This is a genomic window from Aromatoleum petrolei, from assembly GCF_017894385.1.
Lineage (GTDB): Bacteria > Pseudomonadota > Gammaproteobacteria > Burkholderiales > Rhodocyclaceae > Aromatoleum > Aromatoleum petrolei.
This window is the reverse complement of sequence record NZ_CP059560.1, coordinates 4,156,198-4,178,991: the sequence shown is the minus strand read 5'-3', so window position 1 is coordinate 4,178,991 and position 22,794 is coordinate 4,156,198. Positions and strand designations below refer to the sequence as shown.

Genomic DNA, 22,794 nt, shown 5'->3' with positions numbered 1-22,794 from the left:
CGGCCTTTATATCGCGCGGTATTCCGGGGTGTCAATACGCGCTGCAGCGATTTACATCGTTGCAGCGCGTATTCGACGCGGGACTCGGGGACGCGTCCCTTACTCTCAGTGTGCGCGGACGGTCTTTCCGCTCGCGCTGCCCTCGGCGGAATCCGCCGGAGGCGTCTCCTCGACCACGGCCTCAGGCAGCGGCTGGGGCGTGCGCTCGAGCGCATGCTCGAGCACCTGGTCGATCCAGCGCACAGGGATCACCTCGAGCGCGTTCTTGATGTTCTCGGGGATTTCCACGAGATCCTTCACGTTCTCTTCCGGGATCAGCGCCACGCGGATTCCGCCGCGCACCGCCGCAAGGAGCTTCTCCTTGAGACCACCGATCGGCAGCACTTCGCCACGGAGCGTGATTTCCCCGGTCATCGCAACGTCGCAACGAACCGGAATGCCCGAGAGGACCGACACCAGCGCAGAGCAGATTGCGATGCCCGCCGACGGACCATCCTTCGGGATCGCACCTTCCGGCAGGTGAATGTGGATGTCGCTCTTCTGGTAGAAGTCCTCCTGGATGCCCAGGGAGCGCGAACGCTTGCGCACCACCGACAGCGCCGCCTGGATCGACTCCTGCATCACCTCGCCGAGCTTGCCGGTCGTCATGACCTTGCCCTTGCCCGGCAGCGCAACGGCTTCCACGGTCAGCAGCTCGCCGCCGACCTCGGTCCAGGCCAAGCCGGTCACCTGACCGATCTGGTTTTCCTTCTCGGCCATGCCGAAGGAGTACTTGCGCACCCCCAGGTATTTGTCCAGATTCTTCGCATTGACGATGACCTTGCTGGAGCGCTTCTTCAACACGAGCGCCTTCACCACCTTGCGGCAGATCTTGGAGATCTCGCGCTCCATGCTGCGCACGCCCGCCTCACGGGTGTAGTAGCGGCACACGTCGCGCAGGGCCTCTTCGGTCACCGACAGCTCGTCGCGCTTCAGTCCGTTGTTCTTCATCTGCTTGGGCAGCAGATAGCGCAGCGCGATATTGACCTTCTCGTCTTCCGTGTAGCCGGACAGGCGGATCACCTCCATCCGATCGAGCAGCGCGGCCGGGATGTTAAGGGTATTGGCCGTCGCCACGAACATCACGTCGGAGAGATCGAAATCGACCTCGATGTAATGATCCTGGAAGGTATGGTTCTGCTCCGGGTCGAGCACTTCGAGCAGCGCCGAGCTCGGGTCGCCACGGAAGTCCATACCGAGCTTGTCCACCTCGTCGAGCAGGAACAGCGGGTTCTTCACGCCGACCTTGTTCATGTTCTGCAGGATCTTGCCCGGCATCGAACCGATGTAGGTGCGACGGTGGCCACGGATCTCGGCCTCGTCACGCACGCCACCCAGGGCCATGCGCACGAACTTGCGGTTGGTCGCCTTGGCGATCGACTGACCGAGCGAAGTCTTGCCCACGCCCGGAGGCCCGACGAGGCAAAGGATCGGCGCCTTGACCTTGTCGACGCGCTGCTGCACCGCGAGGTACTCGAGGATGCGTTCCTTGACGCGCTCGAGGCCGTAGTGGTCCTTGTCGAGGATCTTCTCGGCCTCGGCAAGGTCGCGGCTCACACGCGACTTCTTCTTCCACGGCAGGCCGACCAGCGTATCGATGTAGTTGCGCACAACGGTCGCTTCGGCGGACATGGGCGACATCAGGCGCAGCTTCTTGAACTCGGCTTGCGCCTTCGCAAGCGCCTCCTTGGGCATGCCCGCGGCCTTGATCTTCTTGTCCATCTCCTCGAGATCGGCACCTTCCTCGCCTTCCCCGAGTTCCTTCTGGATCGCCTTGACCTGCTCGTTGAGGTAGTACTCGCGCTGGCTCTTCTCCATCTGGCGCTTGACGCGCCCGCGGATGCGCTTTTCAACCTGCAGGATGTCGAGCTCGGTCTCGAGTTGCGACAGCAGGCGCTCCAGGCGATCGCCGGTGTCGGCCATCTCCAGCACTTCCTGCTTCTGCTCGAGCTTGAGCGGCAGGTGGGCGGCAATGGTGTCCGCGAGCCGGCCGGCATCGTCGATCCCGGACAGGGACGCGAGGATCTCCGGCGGGATCTTCTTGTTCAGCTTAACGTACTGGTCGAACTGCGCGATGATCGCGCGGCGCATCGCTTCGAGTTCGTTGTTGTCGGTCTCGGGAACGGGCACCGGGGTGACCTTGGCCACGAACACGCTGCGCAGATCCTCGACCGAATCGACACGCGCCCGCTGCACGCCCTCGACCAGCACCTTGATGGTGCCGTCGGGCAGCTTGAGCATCTGCAGGATGTTGGCGATGCAGCCGATCTCGTAGAGGTCTTCGGCCGACGGCTCGTCCTTGGCGGCGGATTTCTGCGCCACCAGGAGGATGCCCTTGCCCGCCTCCATGGCGTTCTCGAGTGCCTTGATGGACTTGGGGCGTCCCACGAAGAGCGGAATCACCATGTGCGGGAACACCACTACGTCGCGCAGCGGCAGCAGCGGCAGTTCCATTTGCTCGTGGGGGAGGTCAAGCGGGCCTGACATGATTGTTTTTACCTCGAAAGGATTGGTCAGGCCCACATGGGGGCCCGACCATGAAATATCAAGCGGCGCCTAGAACCGATTTCGGTTTTAGTTGGAACCCGACACTTTCTGTTGGTCCGCGTAGATCAACAGCGGCTGGGCGCCTTCTTCGATGGTGCCTTCGTCGACGACCACCTTCTCCACCCCTTTCATGGTGGGCAAGTCGTACATGATGTCCAACAGCGCCCCCTCGAGGATCGAACGCAGGCCGCGAGCGCCGGTCTTGCGGCGGATCGCCTTGCGCGCCACGGCGTGCAGTGCCGCCGGACGGATTTCGAGTTCGACGCCTTCCATGGAGAACAGTTTCTGGTATTGCTTCACCAGCGCGTTCTTGGGCTCGACGAGAATCTGGATCAGTGCCGCCTCGTCGAGCTCCTGCAAGGTCGCGACGACGGGCAGGCGGCCGACGAATTCCGGGATCAGGCCGAACTTGACCAGATCCTCGGGTTCCACCTGACGGAAGGACTCGGTGAGGTCGCGCCCCTGGCGGCTCTTGATCTCCGCGCCGAAGCCGATGCCGATCTTCTCGGTACGGTTGCGGATGACCTTCTCGAGGCCGTCGAACGCACCGCCGCAGATGAAGAGGATGTTGGTGGTATCGACCTGAATGAAATCCTGGTTGGGATGCTTACGCCCGCCCTGCGGCGGAATCGAGGCCACGGTGCCTTCGATCAGCTTCAGCAGGGCCTGCTGCACGCCCTCGCCGGACACGTCGCGCGTGATCGACGGGTTGTCCGACTTGCGCGAGATCTTGTCGATCTCGTCGATGTAGACGATGCCGTGCTGCGCCTTGTCGACGTCGTAGTCGCACTTCTGCAGCAGTTTCTGGATGATGTTCTCGACGTCTTCACCGACGTAGCCGGCTTCGGTGAGCGTCGTAGCATCCGCCATCACAAACGGGACGTTGAGCAGGCGCGCGAGCGTCTGCGCGAGCAGCGTCTTGCCGGAGCCGGTCGGCCCGATCAGGAGAATGTTGCTCTTCGACAGCTCGACGTCGTCCTTGCGCCCCGAGATGTGGCGCAGGCGCTTGTAGTGGTTGTACACCGCGACGGCCAGGTTGCGTTTGGCCTGCTGTTGGCCGATCACGTACTGGTTGAGGATCTCGCAGATCTCAGCCGGCGTCGGCAGGCTGCTGCTACCACCTTCCCCTTCCGCAGATTGCGCGATTTCGTCACGGATGATGTCGTTGCACAGCTCGATGCACTCGTCGCAGATAAAGACCGACGGCCCCGCAATGAGTTTGCGAACCTCATGCTGGCTCTTTCCGCAGAACGAGCAGTACAGCAGCTTTTCGCCGCCCGCCTTCTTATCCGTCATGGTCTTCCTCTCGTATATCAGGCTTCGGAGCGGGTCGTCAGGACCTTGTCCACGATGCCGTAGTCCATCGCATCCTTTGCCGACATGAAGTTGTCGCGATCCGTATCCCTCTCGATCCGCTCGATTGCCTGGCCGGTGTGCTTGGCGAGCATCTCGTTGAGTCGAGCCCGGATGTTGAGGATCTCGCGAGCATGGATCTCGATGTCCGACGCCTGCCCCTGGAAACCACCCAGCGGCTGGTGAATCATGACGCGGGAGTTGGGCAGGCAGAAGCGCTTGCCCTTCGCGCCGGCGGCGAGCAGGAAGGAACCCATGCTTGCGGCCTGCCCGATGCACAGCGTGCTGACGTCGGGCTTGATGAACTGCATGGTGTCGTAGATCGCCATCCCCGCCGACACCGACCCCCCGGGAGAGTTGATGTAGAAGAAGATGTCCTTGTCCGGGTTCTCGGACTCAAGGAAGAGCAATTGCGCCACGATCAGGTTGGCGGTGACATCGTTCACCGGACCGACCAGAAACACCACGCGCTCCTTCAGGAGGCGTGAATAGATGTCGTAGGCGCGCTCGCCCCGACCGCTCTGTTCAACCACCATCGGGACCAGGCCGAGGCCGACCGGATCCCAGCTGCTGCCAGAATGTGGCGCCATGTTGCTCATTCCTTGGACCTTTGCGGCATCAGGCCGCGTTGTTACCCATCAGTTCGTCGAACGAAACCGCGTTATCGCTGGTCTGGGCCTGGGAGCTGACCCACTCGACCACGTTGTCCTCGATCACGACGGCCTCGGCCTGCGCGAGACGCTCCGGCTGCGCGTAATACCAGCGTACCAGTTCCGACGGATCTTCGTAGCTCTGGGCCATCTCCTCAACCAGTGCACGCACCTGCTCCGGCTTGGCGTAGAGTTCCTTGGCCTTCACGAGTTCAGCCATGATCAGGCCCAGCTTGACGCGGCGCACGGCCTGATCGGCAAACCAGGCGGGCTCGACCGGGATGTCCTTGGTCTTCATGCCACGCATCTCGAGGTCGCGCTTGGCGTTCTCGGCCAATTGACGGCTCTCTGCGTCGATCAGCGCCTTCGGCACCTCGATCGGGTTGGCCGCCAGCAGCGCGTCCATGACCTGTTCCTTGACCTTGGCCTGGATGCGGCGCTTCACCTCACGCTCGAGGTTGGCGCGAACTTCGTCGCGCAGCTTGGCGAGGTCGCCATCGGCAACGCCCAGCGCACGAGCGAGATCGGCATCGACCGCCGGCAGGACGGCTGCCTCGACGCGCTTCACGGTGACTTCGAACTGGACCGTCTGGCCGGCGAGGTTAGCCGCGTGGTAGTCCTCGGGGAAGGTCATGTCGAAGGTCTTGCTTTCGCCCGCGGCGAGGCCCGTCACGGCCGTCTCGAAGTCCTTGAGCATCGAGCCGGCACCGATGACGAAGGGGAAGTCCTGCGCCTGGCCGCCGTCGAACAGCTCGCCGTCCTTGCGGCCGGCGAAATCGATCACCACGCGATCGCCGTCAGCGGCGGCGCGCTCGGCGGTCTCGAAACGGGTGCGCTGCTTGCGCAGCACTTCGATGGTCTTGTCGACTTCGGCATCGCCGACCGACAGCACCGGACGCTCGATCTTGCTCTGCGACAGGTCGCCCAGCTCCACCTGCGGATAGACTTCGAACACGGCACTGAACGACAGCGTGCCCTCGGTCGCGGCGTCCTTCGGCTCGATCCGGGGGTAGCCGGCGACGCGCAGGTTCTGTTCGCGCACGGAGTCGCCGAACGCCTTTTCGACCGCAGCACCGATCGCCTCCGAACGCGCCTGCGACTCGTAGGTCTGGGCGACGATCTTGAGCGGCACCTTGCCAGGCCGGAAACCCGGCATCTTCACGGTACGCGCCATGCGCTTGAGGCGAGCATCGACTTCCTTGTCGATCTCGGCCATGGACACGGACATGTCGATGCGGCGCTCCAGCGCGCCCTGCGTTTCCTGGTTGGTCTGCATTAAGTAACGATCCCTGACAAGTCAAAGTTTGCTCACGGAGCACCCACCGGGTCTCGGAGGGGCCTGCCCGACCAAAACGGGCGAACGGAGCGCGTAAAAAGTAGGTTTTCGATTCTAGCACAGCACAGGCCCCTTCCTTCCAGAGTCATTCAGGCCGCAAAATGGACTCTGAGGACTTGCGCTTGGAATGAGAAAAACCACGGAACTTGAGCCGGCGAGTGCCCTCTGACGGGTGTCGGCGAACGGCTTGCCCCAGACAGGAGGAATCCAGATGACGATCTTCAATGCCTATCAGGCCCGCTTCGAGGCGGCCCGCGAAGAGGAGATGTCCATCCAGGAGTACCTGGAGTTGTGCCGGTCGGATCGTTCGGCCTATGCAACCGCCGCCGAGCGGATGCTGATGGCGATCGGCGAGCCGGAACTGGTCGACACCCGCCTGGATCCCCGCCTGTCCCGCATCTTCTCGAACAAAGTACTCAAGATCTATCCGGCCTTCCGCGACTTCTATGGCATGGAGGAGGTCATCGAGCACATCGTCTCGTATTTCCGCCATGCGGCGCAGGGTCTGGAGGAAAAGAAACAGATCCTCTACCTCCTCGGCCCGGTTGGCGGCGGCAAGTCGTCGCTGGCGGAAAAGCTGAAATCACTGATCGAGAAGGTTCCCTTCTACGCGATCAAGGGATCGCCGGTGCACGAGTCGCCGCTGGGCCTGTTCGATCTGAACGAGGACGGCCGCCTGCTCGAGGACGATTTCGGCATCCCGAAGCGCTACCTGAACACGATCATGAGCCCTTGGGCGGTCAAGCGGCTGCACGAGTTCGGCGGCGACATCACGAGGTTCCGCGTCGTCAAGCTGCGCCCGTCGGTGCTGAAGCAGACCGCGGTCGCCAAGACCGAGCCGGGCGACGAGAACAACCAGGACATCTCCTCGCTGGTCGGCAAGATCGACATCCGCAAGCTCGAGCAGTATTCGCAGGACGACCCGGACGCCTACAGCTATTCGGGCGGGCTGTGCCTCGCGAACCGCGGCCTGCTGGAATTCGTCGAGATGTTCAAGGCGCCGATTAAGGTGCTGCATCCGCTGCTGACCGCGACGCAGGAAGGCAACTACAAGGGCACCGAGGGTTTCGGCGCGATTCCGTTCGACGGTATCGTGATGGCGCACTCGAACGAGTCCGAGTGGGTCGCATTCAAGAACAACCGCAACAACGAGGCCTTCCTCGACCGGATCTACACGGTGAAGGTGCCGTACTGCCTGCGCGTTTCCGACGAGGTGCATATCTACGAGAAACTGCTCGTGGAGAGCTCGCTTGCGGAGGCGCCGTGCGCACCCGACACCCTGCGCATGATGGCGCAGTTCGCAGTGCTGTCGCGCCTGAAGGAGCCGGAGAATTCGAGCATCTACTCGAAGATGCGCATCTATGACGGCGAGAACCTCAAGGACACGGACCCGAAGGCGAAGAGCTTCCAGGAGTATCGCGACTACGCCGGCGTCGATGAGGGGATGACGGGACTGTCGACACGCTTCGCATTCAAGGCGCTGTCCAAGGTGTTCAACTTCGACCACCGCGAGGTGGCGGCGAACCCGGTGCACCTGATGTACGTGCTCGAGCAGCAGATCGAGCAGGAACAGTACGCGCCGGAGGTCGAGGCGCGCTACATGGGCTACATCAAGGAGTTCCTCGCGCCCCGCTACGCCGAATTCATCGGCAAGGAGATCCAGACGGCCTACCTGGAAAGCTACTCCGAGTACGGACAGAACATCTTCGACCGTTACGTGACTTACGCCGACTTCTGGATCCAGGATCAGGAGTTCCGGGACCCGAACACAGGCGAGATCCTCGACCGCTCGGCCCTGAACGACGAGCTCGAGAAGATCGAGAAGCCTGCCGGCATCAGCAACCCGAAGGACTTCCGCAACGAGGTGGTGAACTTCGTGCTGCGTGCGAGGGCGAAACACGACGGCAAGAACCCGAGCTGGACGAGCTACGAGAAACTGCGCGGCGTGATCGAGAAGAAGATGTTCTCGAACACCGAGGAGCTGTTGCCGGTGATCAGCTTCAACGCGAAGGCGAGCGCCGACGAGCAGAAGAAACACCAGGACTTCGTCGATCGCATGATCGATAAGGGCTACACCGAGAAGCAGGTACGGCTGCTCTGCGAGTGGTATCTGCGGGTCCGCAAGTCGTCGTGACGGATGCGTCGTCCGGACGACATGTCCGGGCGGCGCTGCGCATCCCTGCCGGAGACATACATGACGCGCATCATCGATCGACGGTTCGACAGCAAGAAGAAAAGCGCGGTCAATCGCCAGCGCTTCATGCGCCGCTTCAAGCAGCAGATTCGCCGCGCGGTGAGCGACGCGATCCAGGATCGCTCGATCCGCGACCTGGACAACGGCGAACAGATCACGATCCCATCCAAGGATCTGAGCGAGCCGCAGTTCCAGCATGGCAAGGGCGGCATCTGGGAACAGGTCTTTTCGGGCAACGATCAGTTCGCCAGCGGCGACCTGATCAACCGCCCCCCTTCCGGCGGGGGCGGCGGGCGAGGCCAGGGCAAGGCGAGCAACGAAGGTGAAGGCGAAGACGATTTCGTGTTCCACCTGTCGCGCGAGGAATTTCTCGACATTTTCTTCGACGACCTTGCCCTGCCCAACCTGGTCCGCACCCAGCTCGCGCGCATCTCGGACTACAAGACCCAGCGCGCCGGCTTCACGTCCGACGGCTCGCCGATGAACATCAACATCGTGCGCTCGATGCGCGGCGCCCTGGGGCGCCGGCTGGCGCTCGGCTCGCCGTTTTCCGCGCGCCTGCGCGAACTGCAGAAGGAACTGGACAGGGTCATCGAGGAGTCGGGCGAGGACTGCGAGGAAGCGCTGAACCTCAAGGACGAGATCGGGCGCCTGCGCGCGAAGATCGAGGCGATCCCCTTCATCGACAGCTTCGACCTGCGCTACAACAACCGCATCCGCGTGCCGAAGCCGACGACGCAGGCGGTGATGTTCTGCGTGATGGACGTCTCCGGCTCGATGGACGAGGAGAAGAAGGCCACGGCGAAGCGCTTCTTCATGCTCCTGTACCTCTTCCTAACACGCACCTACGAACAGATCGAAGTCGTCTTCATCCGTCACCACACGGTGGCGAAGGAAGTGGACGAGGACGAGTTCTTCCATTCGCGCGAGTCCGGCGGAACGGTGGTTTCGAGCGCGCTGAAGCTGATGCACGAGGTGATCGCCGAACGCTACGCGCACGGCACCTGGAACATCTACGGTGCGCAGGCCTCGGACGGCGACAACTGGGACAACGACTCCCCGATCTGTCGCGAGCTGCTGGGGTCGCAGATCCTGCCGTGGTGCCAGTACTTCGCGTACATCGAGATCACACCGGGCGAGCCGCAGAACCTGTGGCGGGAGTATGAAAAGCTGTCGGGCGAGCACAAGAACTTCGCCCTGCAGCGCATCGAGGAACCGGCTGACATCTATCCGGTGTTTCGCGAACTCTTCAAGAAGAATTTTGTATGAAGCGCGCCACCTCAAAGAAGGTCAAGCAGCTGCCGGCGACGTCCGAGTGGACGTTCGAGGCCATCGACGCCTACCACACCGAAATCGCGCGCGTGGCGGCGAATTACGACTTGGACACCTATCCGGCACAGATCGAACTGATCACCTCGGAACAGATGATGGACGCCTACGCCTCGGTGGGCATGCCGGTGAACTATCACCACTGGTCATTCGGGAAGCACTTCCTGTCGACGGAAAAGAGCTACCGGCGCGGCCAGATGGGACTCGCCTACGAGATCGTCATCAACTCGAACCCCTGCATCGCCTACCTGATGGAGGAGAACACGCTGACGATGCAGGCGCTGGTGATCGCGCATGCGGCCTACGGGCACAACAGCTTCTTCAAGGGCAACTACCTCTTCCGCACCTGGACGAATGCAGACGCGATCATCGATTATCTGGTGTTCGCACGGAACTACATCGCTCAGTGCGAGGAGCGGTACGGCGAGGAGGAGGTCGAACTGCTGCTCGACTCCTGTCACGCGCTGATGAACCTGGGCGTGGATCGCTACAAGCGCCCCCCGAAGCTGTCGCTGGCGAAAGAAAAGCTGCGCCAGGCTGAGCGCACGGAATACTTGCAGAGCCAGGTCAACGAGCTGTGGCGGACGCTGCCGGCTCACGACGCCAAACCAGGGAAGATCGCCCCCCCCCGCTTTCCACCCGAACCCGAGGAGAACCTGCTTTACTTCGTGGAGAAGCACGCGCCGCTGCTGGAGCCCTGGCAACGCGAAGTCGTGCGCATCGTGCGCAAGATCGCGCAGTACTTCTTCCCGCAGCGCCAGACTCAGGTCATGAACGAGGGCTGGGCGTGCTTCTGGCACTACACGCTGATCAACAAGCTGTACGACGAAGGGCTCCTCGCGGACAGCTTCATGCTGGAATTCCTGCAGTCGCATACCAACGTGGTGTACCAACCCTCGTACAACGATCGCTGGTACAGCGGCATCAACCCCTACGCGCTGGGCTTTGCGATGTGGCAGGACATCAAGCGCATTTGCGAAGACCCGACCGAGGAAGACCGGGCCTGGTTTCCCGAAATTGCGGGCAGCGACTGGCGCGAGACCTTCGACTTCGCGATGAAGAACTTCAAGGACGAGAGCTTCGTCGCGCAATACCTGTCACCGAAGATCATGCGCGATTTCCGCATGTTCGCGATCCTCGACGACGAGCACGAGGCGAAGCTCAAGGTCTCGGCGATCCACGACGAGACGGGCTACCGCCGCGTGCGCGAGATCCTGTCCGACCAGTACAACCTGGGCAGCCGCGAGCCGAACATCCAGGTGTGGAACGTGGACCTGCGCGGCGACCGCTCGCTGACGCTGCGTCACCAGCAGTACCGCAAGCGCCCCCTGGGCGGAAACATCGACGAGGTGATGAAGCACATGGCGCGACTGTGGGGCTTCACGGTACGACTCGAGAGCCAGCATGAGGACGGGACGGTGGAGTTGGTGCAGGAAACGCGTCTCGAAAAGCGCCGGGGACAGGCCGAGAACTAGACGAGCCTGCCCCGCGCGCAGGACGCGGCAAAGCGCCCTTCCCTCACGCGTCATCACGGGCGTCGCCCCCCCACGTGCGCGAAGAACGCGATCGGCAGCGGCTTGCGCACACGCTCCCATGACAGCCTTTTGCCCGCCATTGCCGACCACACATTGACGTCATAATTCCGACAGGGGCTAGAATCTGGCATTTCCCTTCCTGCCGGAGGCTCCATGTTCCTGCCGCCCAAACCGATCTACCCGGTAGACGGCATCCGTACGATCGAAGCGCTGGTCGCACCGCACGCACAGCCAAGCCTGATGGAGCGTGCCGGACGTGTGGCTGCGGAAGAAGCCGTGCGCCTGACGCAGGATCGCGCGGGCCATGTGCTGATCGCCTGCGGCCCAGGAAACAACGGCGGCGACGGCTTCGTGATGGCGCGCCGGCTGCTGCAGGCCGGACGCAACGTAACGGTTGCCTTTGCCGACGACGCGGCGAAGCTGCCACGCGACGCCGCGGCCGCCTTTGCGGCATGGCGCGCGGCCGGAGGCGAGACGGTCTCGGACTTCCCGGCGGCACCGGCAAACGGGTGGGCGCTGGTGGTCGACGCCCTGTTCGGCATCGGACTGCGCAGCCCGGTCACCGGACGACATGCCAAATGGATCGACGCGCTCAACGCACAGCACGCCCCCCGGCTGGCGATTGACATTCCGAGTGGCCTGGATGCCGACACGGGCCGGGTGCTCGGCACGGTCTTCCATGCTACGACGACGCTCACCTTCCTGGCGCTAAAACCGGGACTTCTCACACACGACGGCCCGGACATCGCCGGCGTCGTCAACGTGCACCGACTCGACGTCGATCCGCCGAACTACCTGCAGCCCATGGGCCTCCAGATCCAGCCGGGCATCCTCAGACCTTTCCTGAGACAGCGCCTGCAGAACACCCACAAGGGCTGTTATGGCGACGTCGGCATCATCGGCGGCGCGCGGGGCATGACCGGCGCGGCTCTGCTCGCAGGGCGCGCGGCGCTGAAACTTGGCTGCGGGCGCGTGCTCACGGGATTGGTGGACGCCGCCGCCCCTGCAGTCGACTTCACCCAGCCCGAGCTGATGCTGCAGCGTCCGGACGACGTCATCGAACACGCAACCGTGCTCGCGCTGGGGCCGGGACTGGGCGACGGCGAGGTCGCCGCCACGCTGCTTGAACGGGCGATCCGGCAAGCGCGCCCCGTGATACTCGACGCCGACGCCCTGAACATCGTCGCCGCCTCGGAGAACCTGCGTTCGCTCGTCGCCGCACGCGAGGCGCCCACGGTGATGACGCCACACCCCGGCGAGGCAGGTCGCCTGCTGCGCTCGAACACGGCCGCCGTACAGAGCGATCGCGTGGCGAGCACACTGGATATCGCCCGGACCTTCAATGCGGTCGTAGTCCTGAAGGGCAGCGGGAGCGTCATCGCGACGCCGGATGGCCGCTGGCTGATCAACAGCACGGGCCATCCCGGCATGGCCAGCGCCGGCATGGGCGACGTCCTCACCGGGCTGATCGCGAGCCTCGTCGCGCAAGGGTGGCCGGCCGAATCCGGCCTTATCGCCGCAGTACACTTGCATGGCGCAGCAGCCGACCGGCTCGCGCGCGAAGGCATCGGCCCGGTAGGCCTGACGGCAAGCGAGGTCGCGGAGGCTTCACGCGGCATCTTCAATGCGTGGACGATCCAGGCGACCAAGGGGCTCTGAGTGCTCGACACGACACGGGCGGTGATTTTCGACGAACAACCCGGGTTCTCCGCCCATCATCGCAAGATTGGGCTGCTAGAATTGCCGGGTCCGATTTTGTAACAGAGCAATGCCGCAAATCAGCGTCGACCGTCTCCGGCCGGGCGTATTCATTTCCCTGGTCTCCCTCGGCTGGATGGGGCACCCTTTCCTGCTGAACCGCTTTTGCCTGTCGAGCGAAAAGCAGATCCAGGCGCTGCGCGAGATGGGCATCACGGAGATCGAATGGGATCCGGCGCGCAGCACCGCGGAGCCCCTGCCGCCCCGCGCTGCGAACGTTCCCGCGCCCGAGCCGGATTTCGGTACCGCCGCCCTCGCCGGCATGCAGGACGAGAAGCGCGTGCGCATCGCACGGGTGCGCGAACAGCGCGAAGGCTTGGCGCGCCGCGAGCGCCTGTTCGAGCAGCAGGCGATTGCCGCCGGGGATGTGTTCCGGTCGCTGCTGAGCCGGCCGCAGGACGCTCAACGGCAAGCCAATGCCTTAGTCGGCAGCCTGGTGGAGAACCTGCTGGGCAATGACAGCATGGTGATCCATCTGGTCAACCAGAAGAGCCGCGAAGGCGGCTTGGCTTTCCATGCGCTCAACGTCATGGCCTTGTCGCTGATGCTGGGGAAGACACTGGGTCTGTCGGAAGAGGAGATGCGCCACCTTGGGCTCGGGGCCCTGCTCCACGACATCGGCAAGCAGGAGATTCCGCCGCGCATCCTGCGCAACGCCAGGCGCACCGGGCCCGAGGAGGAGTTCTACCGCGCCCATGTGGGCTACGGGATCAAGGCGGTCAGCGGCATGCGCGACCTTCCCGTGCCGGTGCGCAACGTGATCGCCTGCCACCACGAGTTCTTCGACGGCAGCGGCTTTCCCAACCGGCTCGCGGGCGAGAAGATCCCCCGCCTCGCCCGCATCGCAGCCATCGCGAACCGTTACGACAACCTGTGCAATCCCTTCGACCTGCGCGAGGCCAAGGCGCCGGCCGAAGCGCTGCGCCAGATATTCCGCGCCGAGAACAAGCATTACGACGAGCAGCTTGTGCAACTGTTCATCAAGACGCTGGGGGTGTATCCGCCGGGCACCTTCGTGGCGCTATCGAACGGCGGCGTCGGCATGGTGGTCGAAACCAATCCGGCAAACCTTCTTCATCCGCTCGTGATGCTGCATGACCCGGACATTCCGCGCTCGGAAGCCATGCTGGTGGACCTGCGCGATGCCGACCTGAAGGTGGAAGCGGCGCTGAGCCCGGCGACACTGCCGGTCGAAACCGTCGAATACCTCGCGCCGCGCGGGCGGCTCGATTATTTCGTGGACGGCAGCAGGAACTGAGGTGCATTTGCGCCGCGCGGCGCGAAGCCCGTTCAGCCCCTGCCCCGCGCGACATTGGGGCGACGCGGCAGGCGGATGGCCCCCGTGGCGAGCCCCGTGCCGGCGAGGATCACCGCGCATCCGGCAAGCATGTTCGAGCTGATTTCCTCGTCGAGCAGCATCGCCCCCCATAACATGCCGAAGACGGGGATCAGGAAAGTGACCGCGATCGCGCGCGCCGGCCCGATGTGGGCGATGAGGCGGAAGTACATGACGTAGGCGACGCCGGTGCAGGCGAATGCGAGCAGGAGCACTGCAATCCAGGCCTCGCGCGACGGCATTGCCTGCGGCCACAGCCAGACGGCGAAGGGCGCGAGCACGAGGGCCGCGTAGAGTTGGCTGCCGGTGGCGATGGCCATCGGATCCACGCCCGTCAGATGGCGTTTGGTGAAATTGGCAGCGATGCCGTAATTCAGTGTCGCCGCGAGGCAGGCTGCCACCGCCCAGCCCGAGCCGCCGGCCTGGAACGAGGCCTTGCCCCACACGAGGATCATGACCCCGAGCAGGCCGAGCAGCAGGCCGAAGGCCGCCGCCGCCGACAGGCGATCCTTGAGCCACACCCAGGCGACCAGCGCCGCGAACAGCGGCGACGTGGCATTGACGATGGACGCAAAACCCGCAGTGACCGACAACGCCGCCCACGCATACAGGACGAAAGGCAAGGCGGAGTTGGTCAGCCCGACGAACAGCAGGGGCCCGGCCTTGCGCCACAAGGGGGCAAGCTTGCCTCGCCACGCGAGGACCGGCAGCAGCAACAGGGCAGCCAGCCCCACTCGGACTTCGATCAGGGCCGCCGGGCCGAACTCCGGGGCCGCGACGCGCATGAAGAGGAACGACCCGCCCCACAGGGCGGCGAGGATCAGCAGTTCGGTCAGGTCGCGCGCTCTCACTTCGACTCCTGTTATCGCCGCACCGCGTTCCGGCGATGCTTGCCCCGTCCCCCGGCGGACGGGCTAGAATTTCTGTTTAATCATACCGAGCCGTGCCCGCCATGAACCTGTCACAACAACTGCGCATCGAGATTCAGCGCAATGTCGCCGCATCGCTGGCCGAAGACGTCGGCACCGGTGACCTGACCGCACGCCTGATCGCCGCAGACACTGACGCCCGCGGCCGCGTCATCACGCGCGAGGACGCCATCGTGTGCGGCACGGCCTGGTTCGAGGCCGCCTTCGCCGCGCTGAGTCCGGCAGCCACGATCATCTGGCACGTGAGCGACGGTGATCGAGTCGAGCCGGGCCAGGTGCTGTGCGACGTCGTCGCCAACGCACGCATACTGCTCACTGCCGAGCGCACCGCGCTCAATTTCCTGCAGCTGCTGTCGGGCACCGCCACCGTCACCCGCCGCTTCGTCGACGCGGTCGCCGGCACCGGCGCGAAGATCGTCGACACACGCAAGACCTTGCCCGGACTGCGCCTGGCGCAGAAGTATGCGGTAGCCGTGGGCGGCGGCACCAACCACCGCGTCGGCCTCTATGACGGCATCCTCATCAAGGAAAACCACATCATCGCGGCGGGGAGCATCGCCCGCGTGATGGAGGAGGCGAAGAAGATCGCCCCCTCCAACGTGTTCATCGAGATCGAGGTCGAGAACCTCGATCAGCTCGAGGAAGCGCTGGCCGCCGGAGCGAAGATGATCCTGCTCGACAACATGAATCTCGCGACGATGCGCGAGGCGGTGCGCATTGCCGCCGGACGTGCCGAACTGGAAGCCTCGGGCGGTGTGAGTCTGGAGAAGGTACGCGCCATCGCCGAAACCGGGGTGGACCGCATCTCCATCGGCAGCCTGACCAAGGACGTCCGCGCCCTCGACCTGTCGCTGCGCCACACGGAAGAGTAAGCCGCAGGCGCGGGGCCGGCACGAAGCCGACCCCGCGCATACGTCAGGCCTACAGGTGCTCGACGATGAACCGCTTGACCGCCTCGACGTCGGGCGCCATGACCTCGACCCGCTGCGGCAACGCCTCGATGCCTTCCAGCTCGGCGGGACGCTCCGGCTCGCGTCCGAGGGCCTCGCGGATCGTTTCGGCAAACTTGACCGGCAGCGCGGTTTCGAGCACCAACAGCGGCACGCCTGCGGGCACCGAGTCGGCGCAGTCCCAGGCCACCTTGACGCCGTCCGCGGTGTGCGTGTCTAGCATCGTGCCGTAGGTGTCGAACACCTGCCGGATGGTCGCAAGCCGGTCGGCATGTGAGCTGCGTCCCGAAACGAAAGCGTAATTCAGGATGTCGGCAAATTCGCCGCTGGCAGCGAGATCGAACGCCCCGCCGGCATCGACCGATTTCCACAGCTCGGCGACACGCTGCGGATTGCGGCCGACCAGATCGAAGATGAAGCGCTCGAAGTTCGACGCTTTGGAGATGTCCATCGACGGGCTGGAGGTGACATGCGTCTCCGCGGCCTTGCGCGGACGATACACGCCGGTGTGGAAGAACTCGTCGAGGACGTCGTTCTCGTTCGTCGCAAGGATCAGTTTCGCCACCGGCAGGCCCATCTGGCGTGCGATGTGGCCGGCGCAGATGTTGCCGAAATTGCCCGAAGGCACGCAGAACGCGACCTGCTCGTCATTGGATCGGGTCGCGGCGAAATAGCCCTTGAAGTAATACACGATCTGGGCCGCGACACGCGCCCAGTTGATGGAGTTGACCGCCCCGATCTTGTACTTCGCCTTGAATGTGGCGTCGTTCGAGACGGCCTTCACGATGTCCTGGGCGTCGTCGAACATGCCGGTGACGGCGATGTTGTAGATGTTGGCATCCTGCAGCGAGTACATCTGCGCGCGCTGGAAGGCGCTCATCTTGCCGTGCGGCGACAGCATGAACACGGTCACGCCGTGCTTGCCGCGCATCGCGTATTCGGCGGCCGAGCCGGTGTCGCCGGAAGTCGCGCCGAGGATGTTGATCGTCTCGCCGCGCTTGTCGAGCACGTACTCGAACAGGTTGCCGAGGAGCTGCATCGCCATGTCCTTGAACGCCAGCGTCGGGCCGTTGGACAGCTCGAGCAGGCCGAAGCGGCCCGGCTCCAGCCAATGCACGGGCGTGATGTCGGCAGCGTTGTCGCCGGGACGGACGAAGCGATAGACGTCGGCGGTATAGGTCTTGTCGCAGATCGCCTTGAGGTCGCCCGCGGGAATGTCGGTGATGAACTTCGACAGGATCGCGAAAGCGAGATCCGCGTACGACAAACCGCGCCATGCGTCCAGTTCAGCGCGCGTCACCTGCGGGTAAGCCTCGGGCAGGTACAGACCACCGTCGGGCGCGAGGCCGCCAAGCAGGATGTCGCAGAACTCGGGACGGGCGGCATGGCCGCGGGTGGACAGGTACTTCACGGGCAGTTCCTTGAATGGGTGTGTTCGTCAAAGGACGAAAGGCACGGCGACGCGGAGGTTTCCGCATGCGGCCGTGCCTGCCGTCATGCCCGCGCCCCGGAAGGTCGGCGCACGGGTCCGCACAGGGCGATTACTGCAGGCTTTCCATGCGCAGGCGCGTGATCCTGCCCTGCACGACGGGGAGCGCCTCGATCTTGGCGATCGCCGCGTTGGCGTTCTTCTCGACCGTCTCGTGCGTCAGCATGATGATGTCGGTCTGGGATGCACCCTCGGGGGCCTCCTTCTGGATCATCGCCTCGATCGAGATGCCGCTGTCGGCGAGGATGCGGGTGATGTCGGCGAGCACGCCCGGCTTGTCCTCGACGCGCATGCGCAGGTAGTAGGAGGTGATGACCTCGTCGATCGGCAGCACCTTCAGGTCGCGCACCTGGTCCGGCTGGAACGCGAGGTGCGGCACGCGGTGCTCGGGGTCGGCGGTGTGCAGGCGGGTGACATCGACGAGATCCGCGATCACGGCGCTCGCCGTCGGCTCGGCGCCGGCGCCCTTGCCGTAATAGAGGGTCGGACCGACGGCGTCGCCGAAAACCACGACCGCGTTCATCGCGCCCTCGACGTTGGCGATCAGGCGCTTGGCGGGGATCAGGGTCGGATGCACGCGCAGCTCGATGCCTTCCAGGCGCATGCGCGAGATGCCCAGCAGCTTGATGCGATAACCCAGTTGTTCCGCATAGGTGATATCCACGCTGTCGAGCGCCGTGATGCCCTCGACGTGGGCGGCGGAGAACTGCATCGGCACACCGAACGCGATCGCGCTCATGATCGTGGCCTTGTGCGCGGCGTCGATGCCTTCGATGTCGAAGGTCGGGTCGGCTTCGGCATAGCCGAGCGCCTGCGCTTCCTTGAGCACGTCGGCGAAGGGCAGGCCTTTGTCGCGCATCTCGGACAGGATGAAGTTGGTCGTGCCGTTGATGATGCCGGCGAGCCACTGGATGCGGTTGGCCGAGAGGCCTTCGCGCAGGGCCTTGATGATGGGGATGCCGCCCGCGACCGCAGCTTCGAAGGCGACCATCACGCCCTTCTTCTGCGCCGCGGCGAAGATCTCGTTGCCGTGCACCGCGAGCAGCGCCTTGTTGGCGGTGACGACGTGCTTGCCGTTCTCGATCGCCTTGAGCACCAGTTCCTTCGCGACGCCGTAGCCGCCGATCAGTTCGACGACGATGTCGATCTCGGGGTCGGTGACGACGGAGAAGGCGTCGTCGGTCAGCCGCGGACCATCGCCCGCAACCTTGCGCGCGAGTTCGAGGTTCTTGTCGGCCACTGCGGTAATGCGAATCGGGCGACCGGCGCGACGGGTGATTTCCTCCTCGTTGCGTTTCAGAACGGTGAAGGTACCGCCACCGACGGTACCGATGCCCAGCAGGCCAACATTGATCGCTTTCATAAGAACTCGTTGAGTTGTGTCTTCAAATGGGTGAAACGGGATGCTTCAGGTACCGTGTCGCTTGCGATAGCTTTCGAGGAAGCGCGCCACGCGTCCGATCGCATCGCGCAGGTCGTCTTCGTGCGGCAGGAAGACGAGGCGGAAGTGGTCCGGGTGCGGCCAGTTGAAGCCGGTGCCCTGCACCAGCAGCACGCGCTCCTGCTCGAGCAGTTCGGCGATGAAGGCCTGGTCGTCCTCGATCGGGTAGATCTTGGGGTCGAGCCTCGGGAACATGTACAGCGTCGCCTTCGGCTTGACGCAGCTGACGCCGGGGATCGCCGTGATCAGCTCGTAGGCTAGGTCGCGCTGGCGGCGCATGCGCCCGCCCTCGGCGACCAGGTCGTCGATGCTCTGGTAACCACCCAGAGCGGTCTGGATCGCGTATTGCCCCGGCACGTTCGCGCACAGGCGCATCGAGGCGAGCATGTTGAGCCCCTCGATGTAGTCCTGCGCGTGGCGCTTGTCGCCGCACACGACCATCCAGCCGGCGCGATAGCCGCAGGAGCGGTAGTTCTTCGACAGGCCGTTGAAGACGATGGTGAGCACGTCCTCGGACAAGGATGCCATCGACGTGTGGGTGACGCCGTCGTAGAGGACCTTGTCGTAGACCTCGTCGGCATACAGGATCAGGCCGAATTCACGCGCCAGATCGATGATGCCGCGCAGGATCTCGTCCGGATACAGCGCACCGGTCGGGTTGTTCGGGTTGATGACGACGATGGCGCGCGTGTTCGGGGTGATGCGCGCGCGCATGTCGTCGAGGTCGGGCAGCCAGCCCTTGGCCTCGTCGCACAGGTAATGCACCGGACGGCCGCCGGACAGGCTCACGGCGGCGGTCCACAACGGATAATCCGGCGCCGGGACGAGCACTTCGTCACCGACGTTGAGCAGCGCGTTCATCGCCATCACGATCAGCTCGGACACGCCGTTGCCGATGTAGATGTCCTCGATCGTCACACCCTTGATCTGTTTCTGCTGGGTGTAGTGCATCACCGCCTTGCGCGCCGCGAAAATGCCCTTGGAATCCGAGTAACCCGCCGAATTCGGCAGGTTGCGGATCATGTCCATCTGAATCTCTTCGGGCGCGTCGAAGCCGAACGCGGCGAGGTTGCCGATGTTCAGCTTGATGATTTTGTGGCCCTCGTCTTCCATCTGCTTGGCGCGGGTGAGGACCGGGCCACGGATGTCGTAGCACACGTTTGCGAGCTTGGCAGACTTGCGAACCTGCGGGAGCCGCGGGGCTTCAGCTTGCCCCTTCGTTTGTTCGGGCGGGACAGCAACCCGCAGTTTCGGCTCGACGCTCATCGCACTCTGTCCTTTCTTTCGCATGTTCCACTCTGCACCGGACGCCCGGTGCGCCGTCGGCCCCGGACCGCACGGGCATGCCGCTGCCGGTGGGCCGGAAACCCAAAAGAATGTATCTTATCCAAGCCTGTATCCCCCGGCAATTTTGCCGACCGAGCGAATCCCATGAAGCTGAACCTCCAACAGACCGCAGACCTCAACGTCCTGACCGGCTACGGCACGGACCACCTCATGATCAACAAGGAGCGGCATGACGGAAATGCGCTGGTTGCCGCCGACCGTATCGTTGCCGGCTGGGCGCCGGGCGGTTTCGATGCCCTGAGCGCCGACGACTTCGCGATGGTGTGCGAGATGCGGCCTGAAGTGGTGCTCATCGGCACCGGCAGCCGCCAGCGCTTCCCCGCGCCCCAGGTGCTGCGTCCGCTGATCGAGGCGCGAATTGGCTTCGAGATCATGGACTTGCCCGCGGCCTGCCGCACCTACAACATCCTCGCAGCCGAGGGCCGCTCAGTCGTCGCGGCGCTGCTCTTCGACCCGACCTGAGGACAGGGGCGCAGCCGGAACCCCGCCGGCTGCGCCACCGGCATCACGCAGCCGTTGTCATCCCCCCGGCTCCTCCGCTACGCTGATCGCGACAACCGACAACGGAGAGCCCCATGAACACGACAAACACGGCTTCCGCGGCCGACTTCACCCTGCCCGCGACGGGCGGCGCGAGCATCACCCTCTCGGCCTTGCGCGGACGCAAGCTCGTGCTGTACTTCTACCCGAAGGACAACACCCCCGGCTGCACCAACGAGACCGCCGATTTCCGCGACCGCCACGCGGCATTCCAGGCCGCCGGCTGCGACGTGTATGGCATTTCGCGCGACAGCCTGAAGTCGCACGAAAATTTCAAGGCCAAGCTCGGCCTCCCCTTCGAGCTGATCTCCGACCCCGAGGAGGCTGCCTGCAATGCCTTCGGCGTCATCAAGATGAAAAACATGTATGGGAAACAAGTGCGCGGCATCGAACGCAGCACCTTCGTCATCGACGCCGACGGCGTTGTGCGCCGCGAGTGGCGCGGCGTCAAGGTCGCCGGCCATGCGCAGGAAGTGCTGGATTTCGTGAACAGTCTGTAAGCCCCCCATTTAACCCGACGACCCGAGCTTCAACCACGCCATGACCAAACGCGCGCCCCGCAGCCGGAACACCAAGCTCTTCGTCCTCGACACCAACGTGCTGATGCACGATCCCACCAGCCTGTTCCGTTTCGAGGAGCACGACGTGTTCGTGCCGATCATGACGCTGGAGGAACTGGACAACAACAAGAAGGGCATGTCCGAAGTCGCCCGCAACGCGCGTCAGGCGAGCCGCACGATGGACGAGATCGTGAGTTCGTGCCCGGCGGACATCGCCGACGGCATCGACCTCAAGGGCCCGTCGCGCGAACTCGCGGCGGGCAAGCTCTTCCTGCAGACCGAAGCGATCAACCTAGCGCTGCCGCCCGCACTGCCGACCGCAAAGGGCGACAACCAGATCCTCGCCGTCGTGATGCATCTGGCCGAGCGCTTCCCGAAGCGGCCCGTGATCCTGGTGTCGAAGGACATCAACATGCGCATCAAGGCCCGCGCGCTGGGCCTCGACGCACAGGACTACTTCAACGACAAGGTGCTGGAGGATACCGATCTCCTCTACACCGGCTGGCGCGAACTGCCGCCCGACTTCTGGGACACCCACGGCAAGGGGATGGAGTCCTGGAAGGAGGAAGGAAAGACCTACTACCGCATAAAGGGGCCGCTCGTGACCAGCATGATGGTCAACGAGTTCGTCTTCCAGGACGGAGAATCGCCGCTGCAGGCCTGGGTCAAGGAGCGGGACGGGCGCAGCGTCCTGATGGAGACGCTGGTCGACTACGCCCACAACAAGAACAACGTGTGGGGCATCACGGCGCGCAACCGTGAACAGAACTTCGCCCTGAACCTGCTGATGAATCCGGAGATCGACTTCGTCACCCTGCTCGGCCAGGCAGGCACCGGCAAGACGCTGCTGACGCTCGCCGCCGCGCTGACGCAAGTGCTCGAAGCCAAGCGCTACTCCGAGATCATCATGACCCGCGTGACCGTTCCGGTCGGCGAGGATATTGGCTTCCTCCCGGGCACCGAGGAAGAGAAGATGGCGCCATGGATGGGCGCGCTCGAGGACAACCTCGACGTGCTCAACGGCACGACGGGCGAAGGCGGCGACTGGGGCCGCGCGGCGACACGCGACCTGATCCGCTCGCGCATCAAGATCAAGAGCCTCAACTTCATGCGCGGGCGCACCTTCATCAACAAGTTCCTGATCATCGACGAGGCGCAGAACCTGACGCCCAAGCAGATGAAGACGCTGATCACGCGCGCTGGTCCCGGCACCAAGGTGGTGTGCCTCGGCAACATCGCTCAGATCGACACGCCCTACCTCACCGAAGGCAGCTCCGGCCTGACCTTCGTCGTCGACCGCTTCAAGGACTGGCCGCACTCCGGCCACATCACCCTGCAACGCGGCGAGCGCTCGCGCCTGGCCGACCACGCCGCCGAAGTGCTCTGACGCCTGCCGGGGCGAGGGCATCCGACCGCCCCGGCGATACCCCAACCCTACGCATGGAGTTTGCCCTGGATCAT

General features: G+C 64.1%; 17 protein-coding genes. 9 read left to right on the top strand and 8 right to left on the bottom strand.

Annotated elements, in window-relative coordinates:
- Nucleotides 1-105 precede the first annotated feature (105 nt).
- The 4 genes from lon to tig all read right to left on the bottom strand — a co-directional run bounded on the left by lon (nucleotide 106) and on the right by tig (nucleotide 5,865).
- A complete protein-coding gene (gene lon / locus ToN1_RS19050; RefSeq protein ID WP_169205713.1) occupies nucleotides 106-2,526 on the bottom strand; it encodes an endopeptidase La in 2,421 nt (806 codons plus the stop codon).
- A gap of 87 nt (nucleotides 2,527-2,613) precedes the next feature.
- Nucleotides 2,614-3,882, bottom strand: coding sequence for an ATP-dependent Clp protease ATP-binding subunit ClpX (gene clpX / locus ToN1_RS19045; RefSeq protein WP_169205714.1), 1,269 nt, complete (start codon nucleotides 3,880-3,882; stop codon nucleotides 2,614-2,616).
- A gap of 17 nt (nucleotides 3,883-3,899) precedes the next feature.
- Nucleotides 3,900-4,538, bottom strand: coding sequence for an ATP-dependent Clp endopeptidase proteolytic subunit ClpP (gene clpP, locus ToN1_RS19040; protein WP_169205715.1), 639 nt, complete (start codon nucleotides 4,536-4,538; stop codon nucleotides 3,900-3,902).
- 19 nt (nucleotides 4,539-4,557) lie between these two features.
- On the bottom strand, nucleotides 4,558-5,865 hold the full coding sequence (gene tig, locus ToN1_RS19035) for a trigger factor (protein WP_169205716.1): 1,308 nt from the start codon (nucleotides 5,863-5,865) through the stop codon (nucleotides 4,558-4,560).
- Nucleotides 5,866-6,136: 271 nt separating this feature from the next.
- On the opposite strand from tig, the gene ToN1_RS19030 reads away from it, so the two are divergent.
- The 5 genes from ToN1_RS19030 (at nucleotide 6,137) to ToN1_RS19010 (ending at nucleotide 13,999) form a co-directional block, all read left to right on the top strand.
- Entirely contained in the window at nucleotides 6,137-8,059 is a 1,923-nt protein-coding gene (locus tag ToN1_RS19030; RefSeq protein ID WP_169205717.1) for a PrkA family serine protein kinase, read from the top strand.
- A gap of 60 nt (nucleotides 8,060-8,119) precedes the next feature.
- The gene (locus ToN1_RS19025) at nucleotides 8,120-9,388 is read left to right on the top strand and encodes a YeaH/YhbH family protein (RefSeq protein WP_169205718.1); all 1,269 of its coding nucleotides are present in this window, start codon (nucleotides 8,120-8,122) and stop codon (nucleotides 9,386-9,388) included.
- Nucleotides 9,385-10,923, top strand: a complete 1,539-nt coding sequence (locus ToN1_RS19020) for a SpoVR family protein (RefSeq protein WP_169205719.1) — start codon at nucleotides 9,385-9,387, stop codon at nucleotides 10,921-10,923. Before ToN1_RS19025 ends, ToN1_RS19020 begins: the two co-directional genes overlap by 4 nt.
- A gap of 213 nt (nucleotides 10,924-11,136) precedes the next feature.
- Entirely contained in the window at nucleotides 11,137-12,642 is a 1,506-nt protein-coding gene (locus tag ToN1_RS19015; protein WP_169205720.1) for an NAD(P)H-hydrate dehydratase, read from the top strand.
- Between the two features lie 109 nt (nucleotides 12,643-12,751).
- Complete coding sequence (locus ToN1_RS19010; protein ID WP_169205721.1) at nucleotides 12,752-13,999, top strand: cyclic di-GMP phosphodiesterase; 1,248 nt, start codon at nucleotides 12,752-12,754, stop codon at nucleotides 13,997-13,999.
- 32 nt (nucleotides 14,000-14,031) lie between these two features.
- On the opposite strand, the gene ToN1_RS19005 is transcribed toward ToN1_RS19010, so the two are convergent.
- On the bottom strand, nucleotides 14,032-14,928 hold the full coding sequence (locus ToN1_RS19005; RefSeq protein WP_169205722.1) for a DMT family transporter: 897 nt from the start codon (nucleotides 14,926-14,928) through the stop codon (nucleotides 14,032-14,034).
- Nucleotides 14,929-15,029: 101 nt separating this feature from the next.
- On the opposite strand from ToN1_RS19005, the gene nadC reads away from it, so the two are divergent.
- Nucleotides 15,030-15,878, top strand: a complete 849-nt coding sequence (gene nadC / locus ToN1_RS19000; protein ID WP_169205723.1) for a carboxylating nicotinate-nucleotide diphosphorylase — start codon at nucleotides 15,030-15,032, stop codon at nucleotides 15,876-15,878.
- Between the two features lie 49 nt (nucleotides 15,879-15,927).
- On the opposite strand, the gene thrC is transcribed toward nadC, so the two are convergent.
- From thrC to ToN1_RS18985, 3 genes are all read right to left on the bottom strand, one after another.
- Nucleotides 15,928-17,367, bottom strand: a complete 1,440-nt coding sequence (gene thrC / locus ToN1_RS18995; protein ID WP_169205724.1) for a threonine synthase — start codon at nucleotides 17,365-17,367, stop codon at nucleotides 15,928-15,930.
- Nucleotides 17,368-17,497: 130 nt separating this feature from the next.
- Complete coding sequence (locus tag ToN1_RS18990) at nucleotides 17,498-18,808, bottom strand: homoserine dehydrogenase (protein WP_169205725.1); 1,311 nt, start codon at nucleotides 18,806-18,808, stop codon at nucleotides 17,498-17,500.
- Nucleotides 18,809-18,853: 45 nt separating this feature from the next.
- The gene (locus tag ToN1_RS18985; RefSeq protein WP_244861071.1) at nucleotides 18,854-20,152 is read right to left on the bottom strand and encodes a pyridoxal phosphate-dependent aminotransferase; all 1,299 of its coding nucleotides are present in this window, start codon (nucleotides 20,150-20,152) and stop codon (nucleotides 18,854-18,856) included.
- A 165-nt stretch (nucleotides 20,153-20,317) separates the two neighbouring features.
- Between ToN1_RS18985 and ToN1_RS18980 the strand changes: the two genes are divergently transcribed.
- The 3 genes from ToN1_RS18980 (at nucleotide 20,318) to ToN1_RS18970 (ending at nucleotide 22,720) form a co-directional block, all read left to right on the top strand.
- Nucleotides 20,318-20,695, top strand: a complete 378-nt coding sequence (locus ToN1_RS18980) for an Mth938-like domain-containing protein (RefSeq protein ID WP_169205726.1) — start codon at nucleotides 20,318-20,320, stop codon at nucleotides 20,693-20,695.
- A 113-nt stretch (nucleotides 20,696-20,808) separates the two neighbouring features.
- Nucleotides 20,809-21,273, top strand: a complete 465-nt coding sequence (locus tag ToN1_RS18975; protein ID WP_169205727.1) for a peroxiredoxin — start codon at nucleotides 20,809-20,811, stop codon at nucleotides 21,271-21,273.
- A 40-nt stretch (nucleotides 21,274-21,313) separates the two neighbouring features.
- Entirely contained in the window at nucleotides 21,314-22,720 is a 1,407-nt protein-coding gene (locus tag ToN1_RS18970) for a PhoH family protein (RefSeq protein WP_169205728.1), read from the top strand.
- Nucleotides 22,721-22,794 lie beyond the last annotated feature (74 nt).

Excerpts from the sequence above, each read along its gene's own strand:
- tig (WP_169205716.1), bottom strand. The coding sequence starts at position 5,865 with ATGCAGACCAACCAGGAAACGCAGGGCGCGCTGGAGCGCCGCATCGAC.
- nadC (WP_169205723.1), top strand. The coding sequence starts at position 15,030 with ATGAACCTGTCACAACAACTGCGCATCGAGATTCAGCGCAATGTCGCC.
- ToN1_RS18985 (WP_244861071.1), bottom strand. The coding sequence starts at position 20,152 with ATGAGCGTCGAGCCGAAACTGCGGGTTGCTGTCCCGCCCGAACAAACG.
- ToN1_RS19015 (WP_169205720.1), top strand. The coding sequence starts at position 11,137 with ATGTTCCTGCCGCCCAAACCGATCTACCCGGTAGACGGCATCCGTACG.
- ToN1_RS19030 (WP_169205717.1), top strand. The coding sequence starts at position 6,137 with ATGACGATCTTCAATGCCTATCAGGCCCGCTTCGAGGCGGCCCGCGAA.
- ToN1_RS19020 (WP_169205719.1), top strand. The coding sequence starts at position 9,385 with ATGAAGCGCGCCACCTCAAAGAAGGTCAAGCAGCTGCCGGCGACGTCC.
- ToN1_RS19025 (WP_169205718.1), top strand. The coding sequence starts at position 8,120 with ATGACGCGCATCATCGATCGACGGTTCGACAGCAAGAAGAAAAGCGCG.
- clpX (WP_169205714.1), bottom strand. The coding sequence starts at position 3,882 with ATGACGGATAAGAAGGCGGGCGGCGAAAAGCTGCTGTACTGCTCGTTC.
- ToN1_RS19010 (WP_169205721.1), top strand. The coding sequence starts at position 12,752 with ATGCCGCAAATCAGCGTCGACCGTCTCCGGCCGGGCGTATTCATTTCC.
- ToN1_RS18990 (WP_169205725.1), bottom strand. The coding sequence starts at position 18,808 with ATGAAAGCGATCAATGTTGGCCTGCTGGGCATCGGTACCGTCGGTGGC.
- ToN1_RS18975 (WP_169205727.1), top strand. The coding sequence starts at position 20,809 with ATGAACACGACAAACACGGCTTCCGCGGCCGACTTCACCCTGCCCGCG.
- ToN1_RS18980 (WP_169205726.1), top strand. The coding sequence starts at position 20,318 with ATGAAGCTGAACCTCCAACAGACCGCAGACCTCAACGTCCTGACCGGC.
- ToN1_RS18970 (WP_169205728.1), top strand. The coding sequence starts at position 21,314 with ATGACCAAACGCGCGCCCCGCAGCCGGAACACCAAGCTCTTCGTCCTC.
- clpP (WP_169205715.1), bottom strand. The coding sequence starts at position 4,538 with ATGAGCAACATGGCGCCACATTCTGGCAGCAGCTGGGATCCGGTCGGC.
- lon (WP_169205713.1), bottom strand. The coding sequence starts at position 2,526 with ATGTCAGGCCCGCTTGACCTCCCCCACGAGCAAATGGAACTGCCGCTG.